Source organism: Bradyrhizobium sp. 191, from assembly GCF_023100985.1.
GTDB classification, from domain to species: Bacteria; Pseudomonadota; Alphaproteobacteria; order Rhizobiales; family Xanthobacteraceae; genus Bradyrhizobium; species Bradyrhizobium diversitatis.
Genome location: NZ_CP064692.1, coordinates 937,377 through 953,853 on the forward strand (window position 1 = coordinate 937,377; position 16,477 = coordinate 953,853).

Sequence of the window (16,477 nt, forward strand, 5' to 3'; positions counted from 1 at the left end):
GGTTAAGTGGTTGTCAAAATAAGTACAGGGACGGCCACCATGCAATTCATCCTCGACCTGATCTACGAATACTCCTGCTGCCAGAACCTCGTCGCCCAGCCGCTACGGGAGGACGAACTATGATCGAGTTGATCTCAGCCCTGCTCGCCCTTTGCAGCGTCGGCGTCTTCGCGGCGCATGCGCTGGACGCCTACCGCTCCACGCATTACTGACGCCTCGGCCTTCCCGGCGCTAGAAGGGCCGGCGGTAGAAATGCTCGGAATGCGTGGCCGGCGGAAACCGGTTGGCGAGCGCCAGCGCTCCCCTCTCGTCCGTCTCGAGCGCGATCTTCTGCGCCAGCATCACGTCGCCTGGCACCAGGAAGCCTGACGGAACGAAGCACCAACCCATCGTGGCGCGCCCGTCGCCGTCGATCTCGTGCACATTGGCGGCCGTGCCGTAGTGGATGCGATAGGTTCTGCCGGTATCGCAGCCGACGACGTCGAAATACCGGTGCTGCTCGAACTGAACGCGCTGCGCCGGCGACAGCCATTCGGCCAGCAGCCGGCGACCGCGCGCATCCGGCGTGTTCTCGCCGAAGAAGCGGCGGTAGAGTTCACGCAGCGCATGCAGACGCGCACGCGCCGGCGCGCGGAGCCAAACTGCCGCGATCATGGGCAGCTCAGATCAACCGCCGACCAGGCGGGGATAGAACAACGTTTCCTGCGCGGTCGGGTCGAACGATCGGATCCGGGTAACTTCGCCGGGCCCGGTTCGAAGAGCGGCGGTGAAGCCGGCTCCGGTCAGCTCCCGAAAGCGCCGTTCGGCTCGCGCCAGCGCCTCGGCATTGCCAGGATCAAACTCGTGGCGCGTATCGCCAGTTTGGTCCATCACGATCTGGGTAGCCATGTTGAGTCTCCTCATGCCCAGCCCTGAACTCGATCAAAGCAAACGTCGTGCCGTCAGTTCCAGTTGGCAACAACTTTCTCGCGCCGGCGCATCACTCCTTGCTGAGCAGCCCAAGACGAGACGAGATTGTCATCGCGTTCTAGGCTCTTGTTTAAGCATGATCTTTTCGGAAAACCGCTGCATACTCCTCCGGATCATGCTTCAGCGCGAAGCGGCGGCGCCTCCGCCCTCGTCGATCTGCCGGCCCATCAGCGCGATTGCCTTCTGATAGACGCCTGCAGCATTCCAAGCCTCGATCGCGGCAAAATTCGGCTCGCCGGGCTGGTACCCGGCTCCCGCGCGCCAGCCATGGGCCTTGAGGAAATTCGCCGTCGAACTCAGCGCATTGGCGGCAACTTCGAGGTTGCCGGTGCCGTAGGCCAGAATGCTCTTGGGCATGAACTGGGTCTGACCGACCTCGCCATGCATGGAGCCGCGGGTTGATCCCGACAGCGTACCGCGGTCGATCAGCTTCAAGGCAGCATAGAGCTGGTCGGTGAAGAATTCGGGCCGCCGGCAGTCATAGGCAAGCGTCGCGATCGACGACAGCATGTTCTGATTGCCGCGCTGGCTGCCGAAGCCGGTCTCCATGCCCCAGATCGCGATCAGGGGTCCGGGCGGGACGCCATAGCGCTGCTCGATCGAGGCGAACAAGGCGGCATGCGACTGCTTGAGCTGCCGTCCCTTGGCAACGATGGTGGTGGCGCCGCGCTTGGCGAGGAACTGATCGAGCGTCAGCGAGAAGCTGCGCTGGCCGCGGTCGGCCGCGATGGTGGCGCTGGCATAGTTCGTCTGCATCAGGGCCGAGAGTGCGGTGGGGCCGACGCCCTTGCCCTGCGCCTCCGCGCTGAATTCGCGTTTCCAGGCCTCGAAACCCGCCGGCGAGCTGCCGCATTGCGCAGCCTCAGCCGGGGAGGCCAGGCAACCGAGCAGCGTCATTGCGCCAAAAACCGCTCCCGCAACAACCCTGCCCCTGATCATACCAATCTCCGTCCTGTACCGCTCGGCCGCGCCATCTTAACCGGTGGAACGCGCCGACTCCATGGCCGGATCATAGGACAATTCGAGGCCTTCCAGATCGCCCTCCTTGCGCCATTTGTCGAGCAGCCGCAGGAATGCCATCGGCCCGCGCCAATATTGGCTGTTTCTTGCCGCGATCGGATCAAACACGCCTTCGTTGTTGTAGTAGCCCGGCGTGCATTCGGCGAGATAGGTCTGCCGGCCGAGTGCGGCCCTGACGACCTCGTCGACCCAGGCGTTCTCGGCGGCAAGCGTCGGCTCCAGGGTGCGCGCCTTACGGTCTCGGGCCTCCTTGATGACATAGGCGATGTGCTGCGATTGCTGGTCGATAATGTGCGGGAAATTGGCGCTCTGTCCGGCCTGCACCGTGACGATCAGGAAGCAGTTCGGGAAACCGCGGCTGTAGAAGCCGTGCAGCGTCTTGACGCCGTCACGCCACCGCTCGGACAGGCTCATGCCGTCGCGGCCATACACCTCGAAGCCCATGCGGCGCGCGTAGTCGGTGCCGACCTCAAAGCCGCTGGCATAGATCAGGCAGTCGAGCTCATAGGCCTTGCCGTCGACGACGACGGCATTCTCCGTGATGCGCTCGACGCCCTGCCCTTTGGTGTCGACGAGATGCACGTTGGGGCGATTGAAGGTATCGAGATATTCGTCGTGGAAGCACGGCCGCTTGCAGAATGCCTTGTACCAGGGCTTGAGCGCAGCCGCGGTCGCCTCGTCCTCGACCACCGCGTCGACGCGGGCGCGGATCTCCTCCATCTTGCGGTAATCGGCCTGCTCGATCACCTTCAGCGCCTCGTCCATCGAGGTCACCGGCTGGGGCTGACGACGCGGCGCCAGCAGGATCTCGCCGAGCAGGCCGGTCCAGCCGTCCTGCACCAGATCCTGTTCGAACGGCTCGCCTGAAATCACGGCCGTAAAATTGTCCATGCGTTCGCGCTGCCAGCCTGGCTTGAGGCTCTGCGCCCAGGCCTGATCCGTCGGACGGTCATCGCGAACGCCGATCGCAGACGGCGTGCGCTGGAACACATAGAGCTCCTTCGCGGAACGGCCGAGATGCGGCACACATTGCACGGCGGTGGCGCCCGTGCCGATGATGCCGACGCGCTTGCCGGCGAGACTGGCCAGGCCACCGTCCGCATCGCCGCCGGTGTAGCCGTAATCCCAGCGGCTGGTATGAAAGCTGTGGCCCTTAAACGTCTCGATGCCGGGAATGCTCGGCAGCTTCGGGCGGCTCAGCGGACCGCCTGCCAGAATGACGAAGCGCGCGCGGATGCGATCGCCCCGATCGGTCTCGACCAGCCAGCGCGCTTCCTGCTCTTGCCAAGCCATCCGCGAGATGACGGTCTGAAACAGCGCGCGCTCATAGAGCCCGAAATGACGGCCGATGCGGCGCGAATGCTCGTAGATCTCGGGAGCGCGTGCGTATTTGCGCACCGGCATGTAGCCGGTCTCTTCCAGAAGCGGCAGATAGATGTAGCTCTCGGTATCGCAGGCGGCGCCGGGATAACGATTCCAGTACCAGGTGCCGCCGAAGTCGGCGGCCTTTTCCACGATACGAAAATCCTCGATGCCGGCATCGCGCAACCGCGCACCACACAACAGACCGCCGAAGCCGCCACCGACGATGAGCACTTCAGTCGCTTCGCTGACGGCGGCGCGCGCAAATCCGGGATCGGCCCAGGGGTCGTCGAGATAGCGACCGAATTCGCCCGTGACCTCTACATACTGCGCCTTGCCCTCGGCGCGCAGACGACGGTCGCGCTCGTCGCGGTAGCGGGCACGGAGCGCGGAAACATCGACCGTAGATGCGCCGGTTGTGCCGGTCTTGTGTCTTTCCGCTGACATTCATCTCCTCCACCGCGAACGCTGCTTCGCCGGCAGCTCACCTCACGTTAGCTCTGAAAAAGTGCCGCATGCAATCATGCTCGCCGTTTTTCGCGTGAACGCCGCGTGGCGTTCCGCTAACCTCGCGCGCAAAATCACAAGCCTGCGCCATGCAACGACGCGGCGATCTGGAGGAAACCATGCAGGGATTGATGATGGACATGCCGCTTCTGATCAGCGGCCTGATCCAATACGCAGCCGACTATCACGGCGAAGCGGAGATCGTCGCGCGCGAGATCGAAGGCGACATCCATCGCTACACCTATGCGGACGCCCATCCCCGCATCAAGCGCATGGCGCTGGCGCTCAAGCGGCTCGGCATGAATCCCGGCGACCGCGTCGGCACGCTGGCCTGGAACACCCATCGCCATTTCGAAATGTTCTACGCCGCGCCGGGCATGAACTACGTGCTGCATACAGTGAATCCACGGCTGTTTCCCGAACAGCTCGTCTACATCATCAATCATGCCGAAGACCGACTGTTGTTCATCGACCGTGCCACGCTGCCGCTCGTCGAGGCGATCGCGCCGCAGCTCAAGACGATCGAGGCCTATGTCGTGATGTCCTCGCGCGAGCGCATGCCCGAGACGACGCTTGCGAACGTCCATTGTTACGAAGAACTTCTGGGACGCGAGAACGAGGCCGGCTTCGCCTGGCCGGAATTCGACGAGAAGTCCGCCTCGACCATCTGCTACACCTCGGGCACGACCGGCAATCCGAAGGGCGTGATCTACTCGCACCGCGCCGCGATCCTGCAGACCATGACCTGCTGCAATTTCGACTTCCTGCCGGGCCATGTCGAGGGCGTGCGCGAGGTGATGATGCCGATGGCGCCCCTCTTCCACGGCAATGCCTGGAACATGCCGTTCACGGCGCCCTATACCGGCTCGAAGCTGGTGCTGCCCGGCCGCAACTACGAGCCCGACAAGCTCTATGAATTGCTCGAAGGCGAGAAGGTGACGCTCTCGGCGGGCGTGCCGAGCTTCTGGCTGATCCTGCTCGACTGGCTCGGCCGCACCGGCAACAAATTCTCCACGCTGCGCGCAACGTTGTCGTCCGGCTCGGCGCCGCCGCGCGCGATGGTCGAGAAGCTGAAGCGCGATTATGGCATCGACTATATCCAGGCCTGGGGCATGACCGAGGCCCTGGGCTGCTCGATGCCGGGCTTGCGGCCCGGCTCGGAGCACCTCAGCGAGACGGAGAAATTCGACCGGCGCCAAGTCTCGGGGCGCGCCTGTTTCGGCACCGCATTGCGCATCGTCGACGACACCGGCAACGAGCTGCCGCGCGACGGCAAGACCGTCGGTCATTTGCGCGCGCGTGGCCCCTGGGTCGCATCCGGTTACATGAAGTTGGAGGAAGGCCTCGATCGCGACGGCTGGCTGATCACCGGCGACATGGCGGTGATCGACTCGCAGGGTCACGTCACGTTGACCGACCGCTCCAAGGACGTGATCAAGTCCGGCGGCGAGTGGATCTCCTCGATTCAGCTCGAGGACATCGCCTTGTCTCACCCCGACGTGCTGCAAGCCGCCGTGGTCGCGATCGCGCACGAGAAATGGCAGGAGCGTCCCCTGCTCCTCGTCGTCCGCAAGAAGGGCGCGACCGTCGACGGCAAGACGCTGCTCGACCACATGCGCCCAAAGATCGCGAGCTGGTGGATGCCGGACGCGGTGGAATTCCTGGACGAATTCCCGATGACCGGCACCGGCAAGGTGCTGAAGTCGGCGCTGCGCGAGAAGTTCAGGGAGTACCGCGTCGCGTGAAGCGACGCATCATTGCGCGAAAGTCCGCGCCGCCCTCGATCCAGGAGACGAACGATGCTCTACCCGATGTCACCCAAAGTCGTCGAGCTCAAGCGCAAGCTCGAAAGCTTCATGGACCGGCACATCTATCCGAACGAGGAGCGCTTCTATCGCGAGGCCGAGGAGCTCGGGCCGTGGAAGGTCTATCCCGTCGTCGAGGAATTGAAGCCGCTGGCGCGCGCCGAGGGGCTCTGGAATCTGTTCCTGCCGGAGTCCGGCCACGGCGCGGGTCTTTCCAATCTCGAATATGCCCCGCTCTGCGAGGTGATGGGGCGCTCGCACCTCGCGCCCGAGGTGTTCAACTGCTCGGCGCCCGACACCGGCAACATGGAGGTGCTGGAGCGCTACGGCACCGAGAAGGACAAGGAGCGCTGGCTGAAGCCGCTGCTCGCAGGCGAGATCCGCTCCTGCTTCGCCATGACCGAGCCGGCGGTCGCATCATCCGATGCGACCAACATCGAGAGCTCGATCGTGCGCGATGGCGACCACTACGTCATCAACGGTCGCAAATGGTACACGACGAATGCGACCGACCCGCGCTGCAAGATCTGCATCTTCATGGGCAAGACCGATCCCGACAATCCTGACCGCCACAAGCAGCAGTCGATGATTTTGGTGCCGATGGACACGCGCGGAATCGAGGTGAAGCGTCCCCTGCCCGTATTCGGCTTCTACGGCGTGCCCGACCGCGCCTCCGAAGTGGTGTTCACCAATGTGCGCGTGCCCAAGGAGAACATGCTGCTCGGCGAGGGCCGCGGTTTCGAGATCGCACAGGGCCGCCTCGGGCCCGGCCGCATTCATCACTGCATGCGCCTGATCGGCCTGGCCGAGCGCACGCTGGAGAAGATGTGCCGCCGCGTGCGCAGCCGGGTCGCCTTCGGCAAGCCGGTCTCGGAGCAGACGGTGACGCAGGAGCGAATCGCGGAATCCCGCATCATGATCGAGCAGGCCCGGCTGCTGACGCTGAATGCCGCCCACGCGATGGACACGGTCGGCAACAAGGTGGCGAAGGCCGAGATCGCCATGATCAAGGTCGCCGTGCCCAACATGGCCTGCCAGATCATCGACTGGGCAATTCAGGCCCATGGCGGCGGCGGGACCTCGAACGATTTCGGTTTGACCCAGGCCTATGCGACCGCGCGGCTGCTGCGGCTTGCCGACGGGTCGGACGAGGTTCACCGGAACCAGATCGCACGGTTCGAGCTGAAGAAGTATTCGAATGCTTGAGCGGCGCGCGGTCCGCACGACGACGGCGGTGCCGCACTTCCTTCTCCCCTTGTGGGCTAAGGCGTGCACAGAATTTTCTTGCCTTAAGTGAATCGAGTCTGATTCTTTGTAATGCGGTTAAGAAGGATAACCGCATTGAAGGCAGGAATGGATTGGTCGGTCGGCCGTTTTGGAGACGTTCGACTGGCCAAAAGGGGGCGCTGTTGTTGCGGCGCGCCGTCGAACGCGTGACGATGAATCTGCGAGCAGCGGCCGATGGCCGCGCCGAATGGGTCGGCTTCAGCCGGTGGCTGAACAATCCGAGCGTAACGGTGGACGAGATCGTCGGGCATGGCGCAGAGGTGCTGTCGAAGCAGTGTGCAGGCCTGCATGTGCTTGCGATCCAGGACACGACGGAACTGAACTACGCGAGGCATGCGGGCCGGGTCCGCGGCCTTGGCCCTTCCGGGAACGGGATTGACCCAGGCCTGTTTGTGCATCCGGTGTTGGCCGTTGACGCCGGGAGCGGAGCCTTGCTCGGGCTCGCTGGGATGCAGATTTGGACGCGCCAGGGGCCTGCGTCGCCCGATTACCAGAGCCAGCCAATCGAAGAGAAGGAGTCCTATCGTTGGATAAAGAGCGCGGCCGACGCCAAGAGTGCGCTTGCTGCTGCGGCGATGGTCACGGTGGTTGGCGACCGTGAGAGCGACATTTACGAGGAATTTGACCGGATTCCTGACGCACGGACCCATTTGCTTACACGTGCCTGTCGCGATCGCGCCCTGGTGGGCGGCGGAAAGCTGTTTGATATTGCCGAAAGTTGGCCGGTCCAGCATAGCTTCGACTTGGAGGTTCGGGCACAGCCCGGCCGTGCGGCACGAACGGCCAAGATCGCACTGCGCTTTGGCGGGGTGACCATCAAGCGCCCGGCCAACTGCAGCGACCGGAAAGCTGCGCGTCAATTGACGTTGCGCTTGGTTGAAGTGAAGGAACTGGATCCCGTTATCGGGGAGTCGATCCACTGGCGCCTTCTCACCACTCATACGGTGACGACCGTGAAGCAGGCGCTGCAGATCGTTGATTGGTACCGTCAGCGCTGGCACATCGAGCAGTTGTTCCGCACCAGTAAAAGCCAAGGCCTCGACATCGAGAGCAGCCAAGTCGAGGCGGCTGAGGCATTGTTCAAGCTCGCTGCCATCGCGATGACGGCAGCTACCAAGATCATGCAGCTCGTCCTCGCCCGTGATGGCACGGTCGACCGCCCCGCCACCGACGTGGTGCCTCCGGACCAACTGCCGATCCTCGAAATCTTGCAGGTCCAGCTCGAAGGCAGGACTGTCAAGCAAAAGAACCCTCACTCCAAGCACTCTGTCGCATGGCTCGCATGGATCATCGCTCGCCTCGGAGGATGGACCGGCTACGCCTCGGAGCGGCCACCAGGTCCCATCACTATGCGCAGAGGATGGCACCGCTTCAAGCAAATGTCAGCCGGTTGGAGGCTCCGAGATATGTGCACGCCTTAGCCTTGTGGGAGAAGGTGGCGCGAAGCGCCGGATGAGGGGTTTGCATCCACGGAGACAGACCCCTCACCCGACTGAATGCGTGTCGAGCAGCGGAGCTGCCCTCTCCCACAAGGGGAGAGGGCGCAATCACTCGCAGCCCGATCAGTTCACCACATACACATCAGGATCGGCGCTCGAGCTTGGCTTCTTGAAGGCGTTGCGCAAGGCCGGCGACAGCGGGACGTTGTAGTTGAGGCCGTTCGGCGGGGTTGGCGATTGCAGCCACTTCTTGTAGAGCACCTCGATCTCCGGGCTGGCATAGAGCTCCGCTGTTGCGCGGTCGGCGAGCGCCTTGAATGGCGCGTCCTCCCGCCGCAGCATGATGCCGTACGGCTCCGGTTTCGAGAACGCCTCCTCGCTGATCATGTAAGCTTGCGGCTCCTTCGACCGCGCGATGGCGACGGCGAGTTGCACGTCGTCGAGCGCGTAGGCCTGGGCGCGGTCGGTTTCCAGCAACAGGAAGGCTTCGGCCTGGTCCTTGGCCGGCATCACATTGATGCCGAGATTGCGCTCGGTGTTGACCTTGGCAAGCTGCGTCAGGTTGACCGATCCCGCCACCGCCGTGACCGCCTTGCCCTTGAGATCGTCGATGGTCTTGATGTTCGCCGCCTTCTTGGCCGCGAACCGCGTCGCGCTGAGGAAATGCGTGTTGGTGAAGGCGACCTGCTTCTGACGGTCGGCATTGTTGGTGGTCGCCGAGCAATGCAGATCGAGCGTGCCGTTGACCATCAAGGGGATCCGGTTCGACGAGGTCACGGCGAGCGTGTCGACGGCGATGTCGGGCATGCCGAGCTGCTTCTTCACGGCCTCGACGATCCTGAGGCAGATGTCCATGGCAAAGCCGACCGGCTTCTGGTTGCCGTCCAGATAACTGAACGGGACCGAGGCCTCCTGGTAGCCCAGCGTGATCTTCCTGGTGTCCTTGATCTTCTGGAGCGTGCCCGAGAGGTCTTCCGCTGACGCTGCGCCGGCGAGACTACTCAGGGCCAGGAAAAGAACGGGTAGACGCATCGGCTGCTCCTCAATGGGGTCGTCGACCTTGTCGCGACGGAATCGCGGAGGTGATAACCGACGCATGCAGCGCCCGCCAGACGGGGCAGCGACTACCAGCTATCGCACTTTTCAATACTGGGCGAACGGGAGCCGTTTCACTGACACGTCAGCTGCTGTTCGAACCAGCCGCTCAACCGCTCCGCCAGGGGCGGCCACATCCGCTGGAAGTTCGCGAGCTTGCCGACATTGGCGCGGTATATGTCCCGCAACTCCCGCTCGATGGTCGGCAGATCGACTCCGGTACAGCCCCCGTCCCTGACGATGGTCTTGCCGGCGACGACGACCTCCTTCACCAGGGACGCATTGCCGCGCGCGAACAGCAGCGCCATGGGGTCGACCGGCATGATCCGGTCGCGATCGAGCCGGTCGAGATCGATCACGACGTAGTCGGCGGGGCTTCCGGTACCCAGTTCGCCGCTCCCGGGCGCGCCGGTGGCGCGGCGCCCGTTGCGGATGGCGAGCGAGAACATCTCGGCCGGCGTCCACGTCTGCCTGAAGCCGAGGCCGCCATGGGCCATCTGCACCAGCCGCATCTCGCGCAGGATGTCGTCGTCCTCGTCCAGCGCCAGGCCGTCCACGCCGACGGCGATGGCGCAGCCGCATCTGTGCGCGGCGGCGATCGGGGCGAGGCCAGAGCGCAGATGCATGTTCGAGCTGAAATTGGTGACGATGCGCGCGCCGGAGGCCGCGATCATCTCAAGCTCATCCGGGCGGGCATGGATGCAGTGCGCCAACGTCAGCCGCTCGGAGAGGAAGCCAACGTCGCGAAGCCAGCGCACCATGTCCGGAAAATTCTGATCGGCCCAGGCGCGCTGGTACACGGTCTCAAGCAGATGCATGTGAATGCGCCGGCCGGTCCGCGCCGAATTCTCCGCCACCGCTTCCAGCAGCGGCTTCGAGCACCATTGCACGCCGGCCGGCCCGAGCTGCACGTCCACCATCGGACCGGCGATGGCCGCGGCAATGGCCTCCGTGAGTTCAATATACGCCTTTGGCGACATCGGCGCGCGGACGAACAGCTCCTCGACGGTCTTGCGAGCATCGCTGGAGAGACCCGAGAGCACCGGCTCGGCATCACCGTAGACGATCGGATTCTGGTCACGCACGGCCATCGCAAACGCGATGCGGATGCCGACGTCGGACGCAGCCTTCGCAATGGCTTTCGCCTCGTCGACCAGGGGCATCGTCCCGCTCGGGCGCGTGTAGTGCACCATCATCGCCGCGCAGCCGGCCCGGGCGGAACGCGCCAACGCAGAGGCCGCGGTCAGATAGGGATCAACAGGCGTGCCCAGTGCGGTGCGCAGGATCCAGCTTTCCAGGGGCATGCCGACCGCGCCGAAGGACGACGCGGCGGCACGGGCGTGGTCATGGGCGTTGACGAAGGCCGGGATGACGAAGGAACGTGGCCCCGGCCCCGCTCCTTCCGCGATATCGGTGATGACGCCGTCATCGTGCCGCAGCACGACATTGTCGCTGACACCGAGGTCAGGGCCACGGAACAGGCTCGTTGCCGAAATCTCCGTGGCCATGGCCGTCGCTCCGGGATCAGTTGGCCGTATACACCAGCTCCCGCTCCGCGCGGGGCGGCAGGAACTCGCGCGAGAACACCTCCGCCGGCGTCGGCGTCCGGGCGAGCTGATAGCCCTCGACCACGATGCCGATGGCGCGGGTCATGCGGTCGTCCTTGATGTCGCCGATGCCGATCTCCTTCATCTCCGGCGAGACGATCAGCTTCTCGAAGGAATATTGCAGGCGGCGCTTCTCGACGTCGGCGTTGATGAGGTTGTCGTAGTTCGTCGCAGCCTTCATGCCGGCGTTCTGGTCCTTGGCGACCGCGATCGCGCCCTTGTTGATGGCGCGCACCAGGCCCGCGACGGCCTTCGGGTTCGAGGCGATCAGCTTGCGGGAGACCATCACGCCGTTGGAGTAGAGATCGAGGCCGTACTCACCGAACGAGAACCATTTGAAGTCCTTGTCCGGATCCTGGCGGTTGAGCACCAGGTTGAAATAGCTGGTGATATTGAAGACGAGGGCGGCATCGATGTCGCCCTTGATCAGCATCGGCTCCTGCAGGTTCGGCGCCATGTTGGAGATCTTGATCTTCTCGCCGTCAAGACCGTTCTTGCGCGTGAACACCGGCAGGAGGCGCGTCGTCGGCGTGCCCTGCGCGCCGCCGAGCGTGTGGCCTTCGAAATCCTTGATGGTGTTGATGCCGCTGGTCTTCTTGGTGACGATCGCGAACGGCGGCTGGTTCCACATCATGTAGACCATGACGGGCGCCTCCTGCGGCTTGCTCGAGGCATTCTGGATGATGGCATTGACGTCGCCGAAGCCCGCGTCATAGGCGCCAGACATCACGCGCGTGACGGTGGCACCGGAGCCCTCGCCCTGGTCGATGACGACGTTGAGCCCCTCCTCTTTGAAGAAACCGTTGTCCTTGGCGTAGAAGAACGCGGCATCGCTGCCCTGGGTTTTCCAACCCAGCGTGAACTTGATCGTGGTCTCCTGCGCCATCGCGGCCCCCGTGGACAGGGCCAATCCCAGCAGCGCGGCAGTTACGTTTCTCAACATCGAGACCTCCTCAAGCTTCGTTGCGTGACAGTTGGAAAATCAGGTTGCGATCACGTCGTTCTTGCGCGTGGCCCAGCCGGTGACCCGCCCTTCGATCAGCGAGAACACGACGTAGAGTGCGACGCCAAGCGCGGCGAGCACGAACAGGCCGGCAAAGACCAGCGGCACGTTGAAATTGGAGGACGCGGTCATCATGACGTTGCCGATGCCGCGGTTGGAGGCGACGGTCTCCGACAGCACCGCGCCGACGAAAGCGTACGAGATCGCGACCTTCAGCGAAGCGAAGAAGAAGGGCATGGTCCTGGGCAGGCCGACGTTCCAGAGGATGTCGAGCTTGCTCGCGCCGAGCGCCTTCAGCACGTCCTCGAGCTCGGGCTCGGTGGTCGCAAGGCCCGTGGCGATATTCACGACGATTGGAAAGAAGCAGATCGACAGCGCGGTCAGCACCGCCGGCACCGTGCCGGAGCCGAACCACAGCACGAAGATCGGCACCACCGCGACCTTGGGGATGGAAGAGAAGCCGATGAGCAGCGGATAGCAGGTGTCGTAGGCCGTCTTCGACACGCCGATGATGGCGCCGAGGGCGACCCCGAGCGCGACGCCAAGCACGAAGCCGAACATGGTGGTCGCGAGCGTCTGCACGATGTGCGGCCACAGCACCGGGAAGCGCTGGTACAACGTCAAGAACACCTGCGAGGGCCGCGGCAGCACCAGATCCGACATGCCGGTCATCAGGCAGAACAGCTCCCAGGCGACGAAGAACAACACGATCAGCCCCGCCGACCACGCTTTCTGCCTGATATCGATCCCGAACATCAGCCTGTCCCCTGCTCAGCGGCGCTGCGCGCATCCTCGATGAAGGTCCGCAGCTTCTGGTTCAGCGCGACGAATTCCGGCTCAAAGGTCATGGCGACGGTGCGCGGGCGCGCAAACTCGACGCGGCTGTCGTCGAGGATGCGGCCGGGGCGCGCGCTCATCACGCAGATGCGGCTGGCGAGAAAGCCGGCCTCGCGCAGATCGTGGGTGACCAGCAGCACAGTCGGCTTGTGCGTCATCCAGAGGTTCTGCAGGATCGCCCAGAGTTCTTCGCGGGTGAACTGGTCGAGCGCGCCGAACGGCTCATCCAGCAGCAGCATGCGCGGTTCGTGGATCAGGGCGCGGCACAGATTGGCACGCTGGAGCATGCCGCCGGAGAGCTGCCAGGGGTAATTGCTGCCAAAGCCCTTGAGGCCGACCTGCTCCAGCAGCGCGTTGGCCTTGTCACGGAATTCGGACTTGCGCAGCTTCCGGAAATTCGAGCGGAACGGCTCGACGATCTTCAGCGGCAGCATGATGTTCCGCTCGATCGTCATCCACGGCAGCATGGTCGGGTTCTGGAAGGCCATGCCGACCCGCATCGCGCGCGCCGCGACTTCGCGGCCGCCGACGATGACGACGCCGCTGGTCGGCTGCACCAGGCCGCTGACCAGACGCAGAATGGTCGATTTGCCGCATCCTGACGGGCCGACCAGTGCGACAAACTCCCCGTCGGCGATCTTCAAGGTGGTCGTCGACAGGGCGGGCACGGCGCGGTCGCCGCGCCCGAAGGTCACGGAGGCCTCGGACAGTTCGATGGCCGTGGCGGCGGCGCCTTCGGGAACGGGCTGGCCGTCAAACTGGGCGTTGGGTTGCATGCGCATCACAGCCAAAGTGCATGCAAGCTAGGTGCCAGCCTGCCGTCCCCGCAAAATCAATGATTTGCCAGATGCCCTCGGCGAACGGCCGGAGTCGATTTAGGCAATCTGGACATCAAACTGCATGCAATTGGAGCGCCGGATCGCAGCGAGACTGTGCTACAGAGAGGTTTCGACCCATCCCAAGGATTCGCCGATGGCGGCGCGCGCGAGCAGCAAGACTTCTGAATCGTCGGACAAGGTCAGCGTGATCTGCCGCGCGCTCAGGCGCGCGATCATCGAACAGGCGCTGGAGCCTGGCGCCAAGCTGCCGGAGGATGCGCTCGGTGAACGCTTCGGCGTCAGCCGCACCATTGCCCGCCATGCGCTGGGCCAGCTCGCCGCGGAGGGCCTGGTCGAGCTGCGCCGCAACCGGATCGCGGTGGTGGCGACGCCGAGCTGGCAGGAGGCGCGCGATGCCTTCGACATCCGCATCGAGCTCGAACGGCTCGTCGTGCGCCAGCTTGCGGGCAAGCTGACGAAGGCGCAGATCGCCGAGCTGAACGCCCATGTCGATGCCGAGGACCGCGTGCGCGGCGGCACGGACGCCGTCTCGATTCGCCTCGCCACCGAATTCCACATCCTGCTCGCCCACATGACGAACAGCCCGATCCTGGTGCGCTATGTCAGCGAGGTCGCCTATCGCTGCTGCCTGACGCTGTCGCTCTACAGCCGGCCGCATTCCAGCGAATGTGCCATCAACGAGCACCGCGCCATCATCGCCGCGCTCGCCAAGGGCGACGCGGCCAAGGTGATGGAGCTGATGCACCATCACCTGGATTCCGTGGCCAATCGTGCGCTGGTTGCTCCCACTCCGCAGCGCGGCCGCGATCTGCTCGACATCCTCGCACCCTATGCGGACGAGGTGACGAGCAGTCGGGTGATCAAGCTGCCGAAGCTGGCTCGACGGAGTTAGGCCTCGATCCCGCGCTGAACGAGAATGCGCTCGGCGCTGTCGTTCCACACGTCCATCTTCACGATCTGCCCGCCCCTCACGACGAAGCGATCGACATAGCGGTTGCCCTCGAACGGCGTGCCGTCCATCCATTCGCCGTAGAGCGTGCCGACGCTGTAGACGACGGTCTCGTCCGCGCCCGGGCAGACGTCGAACCGGTCCATCTTTTTCTTCACCCAGCGATAGCGCCTGGCGTTGAAGCCGGTCGGCCCGCGCGGATGATCGAACGCGCGCCCGCCGGTGAACGTGATCACCGTGCCCGGCTTCATATAGGCCGCCGCAGCATCGGGATCCGGTATCATCGAAGCGGTGAGATAGGCTTCGACAATCTCGGCGTCAGTCATCGGGCTTTCGGCTTTTGCGGGAGTAGACATCGCGGGGTTCTCCGGATGTCGCCATTTTACAATCCGGGCTTCAAAGTGCATGCACATTTTTTGGACAATCTGAACCGAGCACTGCACACAATCTGGAGCTGCCCGCTCCCACGGCTTCCGCTAGGCTGCCATAGCTGAATCCAACGCCATGACCACCCAAGCCGCCTTGGACCTGATCTTCCGCAACGCGCTGTTGCGCTCTTCCGCCGCACCCGTCGATATCGGCGTGAAGGACGGTCGTATCGCCGTGATCGCGCCCAAGCTGGCCTGCGAGGCCGCCGAGGTCGATCTCGGTGGCCGCCTCGCCCTGCCCGGCTTCGTCGACACCCACATCCATCTCGACAAGGCCTGCCTGCTTGGCCGCTGCGGCCACGATCACGGCAGCGTCTCGGAGGCGATCCGCGCCGTCGCCGCGATGAAGAAGGATTTCACGATCGAGGACGTCTACGCACGTGGCGCAAAGGTGCTTGAACGCGCCATCGTCAACGGCACGACGCGGATGCGCACGCATGTCGAGATCGACCCCCGCATCGGCCTCCGCGGCTTCGAGGCGGTCAAGGCGCTGAAGCGCGATTACGCCTGGGCGGTCGACCTCGAGCTCTGCGTCTTCCCGCAGGAAGGCCTCACCAACGATCCCGGAGCCGAGGAGTTGCTGATCCAGGCGCTGCGCGAAGGCGGCGAGGCCATCGGCGGCTGTCCCTACATGGACACCGACCCGAACGCCCATCTCGCGCGCATCTTCGATCTAGCCCAGGAATTCGACGTCGATGTCGACCTTCATCTCGATTTCGACCTCGACCCCTCCTGGTGGCACCTCGACGAGGTCTGCCGCCAGACCGAGCAGCGCAACTACGGCGGACGCGTCGCGATCGGCCATGCGACAAAGCTGTCGGCGTTGCCGCCGGACCGGATGAAGGCCGCCACCGCGCAACTGGCGAAATCCGGCGTTGCCGTCACCGTCCTGCCCGCGACCGATCTCTATCTGATGGGGCGCGAGGCCACGCACAACGCGCCGCGTGGGCTGACCCTCGCCCACAAGCTTGCCGACGATGGCGTGCTCTGCTCGGTCGCGACCAACAACGTGCTCAACCCCTTCACACCGTTCGGCGATGCCTCGCTGCTGCGGATGGCGAACTTCTACGCCAATGTCGCGCACGCCTCGGTCAGCGACTTCGACACCTGCCTGGACCTCGTGACCGAGCTGCCGGCCCGGCTGATGAACCTCGCCGACTACGGCATCGAGGTCGGCAATCCCGCCGATCTGATCGTGCTCGATACGCAAGACAGCCGCTTCGCTATCGCCGAGTTGCCCGATGTCCTGATAGGCTTCAAGGGTGGCCGGCAGACATTTGCGCGGCAGCGGCCTACCCTGTTCACTCCCAAGAGCTGAGAGCGGTCATAT

The 16,477-nt window shown here is 64.2% G+C and carries 15 protein-coding genes; 5 read left to right on the forward strand and 10 right to left on the reverse strand.

The genetic code is table 11. From position 1 onward, the window contains the following. Positions 1 to 231: 231 nt before the first annotated feature. From IVB23_RS04505 to IVB23_RS04520, 4 genes are all read right to left on the reverse strand, one after another. Positions 232 to 654, reverse strand: coding sequence for a hypothetical protein (locus IVB23_RS04505; RefSeq protein WP_061877651.1), 423 nt, complete (start codon positions 652 to 654; stop codon positions 232 to 234). 12 nt (positions 655 to 666) lie between these two features. Beyond that, positions 667 to 888, reverse strand: a complete 222-nt coding sequence (locus IVB23_RS04510) for a hypothetical protein (RefSeq protein ID WP_007592399.1) — start codon at positions 886 to 888, stop codon at positions 667 to 669. 201 nt (positions 889 to 1,089) lie between these two features. Next, a complete protein-coding gene (locus IVB23_RS04515; protein ID WP_061877652.1) occupies positions 1,090 to 1,908 on the reverse strand; it encodes a lytic murein transglycosylase in 819 nt (272 codons plus the stop codon). A gap of 36 nt (positions 1,909 to 1,944) precedes the next feature. Beyond that, on the reverse strand, positions 1,945 to 3,798 hold the full coding sequence (locus IVB23_RS04520; RefSeq protein ID WP_247802592.1) for an NAD(P)/FAD-dependent oxidoreductase: 1,854 nt from the start codon (positions 3,796 to 3,798) through the stop codon (positions 1,945 to 1,947). Between the two features lie 179 nt (positions 3,799 to 3,977). Here IVB23_RS04520 and IVB23_RS04525 point away from each other — a divergent pair, with 179 nt between their 5' ends. The 3 genes from IVB23_RS04525 (at position 3,978) to IVB23_RS04535 (ending at position 8,371) form a co-directional block, all read left to right on the forward strand. Beyond that, positions 3,978 to 5,603: a long-chain fatty acid--CoA ligase gene (locus IVB23_RS04525; protein WP_061877742.1), complete on the forward strand. Its 1,626-nt coding sequence runs from the start codon at positions 3,978 to 3,980 to the stop codon at positions 5,601 to 5,603. Between the two features lie 54 nt (positions 5,604 to 5,657). Beyond that, entirely contained in the window at positions 5,658 to 6,869 is a 1,212-nt protein-coding gene (locus IVB23_RS04530; RefSeq protein ID WP_247802594.1) for an acyl-CoA dehydrogenase family protein, read from the forward strand. Positions 6,870 to 7,072: 203 nt separating this feature from the next. Continuing rightward, complete coding sequence (locus IVB23_RS04535; protein WP_247802595.1) at positions 7,073 to 8,371, forward strand: IS4 family transposase; 1,299 nt, start codon at positions 7,073 to 7,075, stop codon at positions 8,369 to 8,371. Between the two features lie 141 nt (positions 8,372 to 8,512). Here IVB23_RS04535 and IVB23_RS04540 read toward each other — a convergent pair whose 3' ends face one another. The 5 genes from IVB23_RS04540 to IVB23_RS04560 all read right to left on the reverse strand — a co-directional run bounded on the left by IVB23_RS04540 (position 8,513) and on the right by IVB23_RS04560 (position 13,707). After that, entirely contained in the window at positions 8,513 to 9,421 is a 909-nt protein-coding gene (locus IVB23_RS04540) for an amino acid ABC transporter substrate-binding protein (RefSeq protein WP_247802597.1), read from the reverse strand. Between the two features lie 137 nt (positions 9,422 to 9,558). After that, positions 9,559 to 10,992: an amidohydrolase family protein gene (locus IVB23_RS04545; RefSeq protein ID WP_247802598.1), complete on the reverse strand. Its 1,434-nt coding sequence runs from the start codon at positions 10,990 to 10,992 to the stop codon at positions 9,559 to 9,561. Positions 10,993 to 11,008: 16 nt separating this feature from the next. Further along, entirely contained in the window at positions 11,009 to 12,034 is a 1,026-nt protein-coding gene (locus tag IVB23_RS04550; protein WP_247802600.1) for an ABC transporter substrate-binding protein, read from the reverse strand. Between the two features lie 39 nt (positions 12,035 to 12,073). Further along, positions 12,074 to 12,850 (reverse strand): ABC transporter permease, encoded by a 777-nt coding sequence (locus tag IVB23_RS04555; protein ID WP_247802602.1) that lies wholly within the window; start codon positions 12,848 to 12,850, stop codon positions 12,074 to 12,076. Next, positions 12,850 to 13,707: an ABC transporter ATP-binding protein gene (locus IVB23_RS04560; protein ID WP_247802604.1), complete on the reverse strand. Its 858-nt coding sequence runs from the start codon at positions 13,705 to 13,707 to the stop codon at positions 12,850 to 12,852. Before IVB23_RS04560 ends, IVB23_RS04555 begins: the two co-directional genes overlap by 1 nt. 196 nt (positions 13,708 to 13,903) lie before the next feature. Here IVB23_RS04560 and IVB23_RS04565 point away from each other — a divergent pair, with 196 nt between their 5' ends. After that, positions 13,904 to 14,662 carry a GntR family transcriptional regulator gene (locus IVB23_RS04565; protein ID WP_247802606.1) on the forward strand — a complete coding sequence of 253 codons (759 nt, stop codon included), beginning with the start codon at positions 13,904 to 13,906 and terminating at the stop codon, positions 14,660 to 14,662. On the opposite strand, the gene IVB23_RS04570 is transcribed toward IVB23_RS04565, so the two are convergent. Next, on the reverse strand, positions 14,659 to 15,075 hold the full coding sequence (locus tag IVB23_RS04570; RefSeq protein ID WP_247802607.1) for a nuclear transport factor 2 family protein: 417 nt from the start codon (positions 15,073 to 15,075) through the stop codon (positions 14,659 to 14,661). The two genes, IVB23_RS04565 and IVB23_RS04570, sit on opposite strands and share 4 nt — an antisense overlap. Positions 15,076 to 15,223: 148 nt before the next feature. Between IVB23_RS04570 and IVB23_RS04575 the strand changes: the two genes are divergently transcribed. Further along, positions 15,224 to 16,465: an amidohydrolase family protein gene (locus tag IVB23_RS04575; RefSeq protein ID WP_247802608.1), complete on the forward strand. Its 1,242-nt coding sequence runs from the start codon at positions 15,224 to 15,226 to the stop codon at positions 16,463 to 16,465. Positions 16,466 to 16,477: the final 12 nt, after the last annotated feature.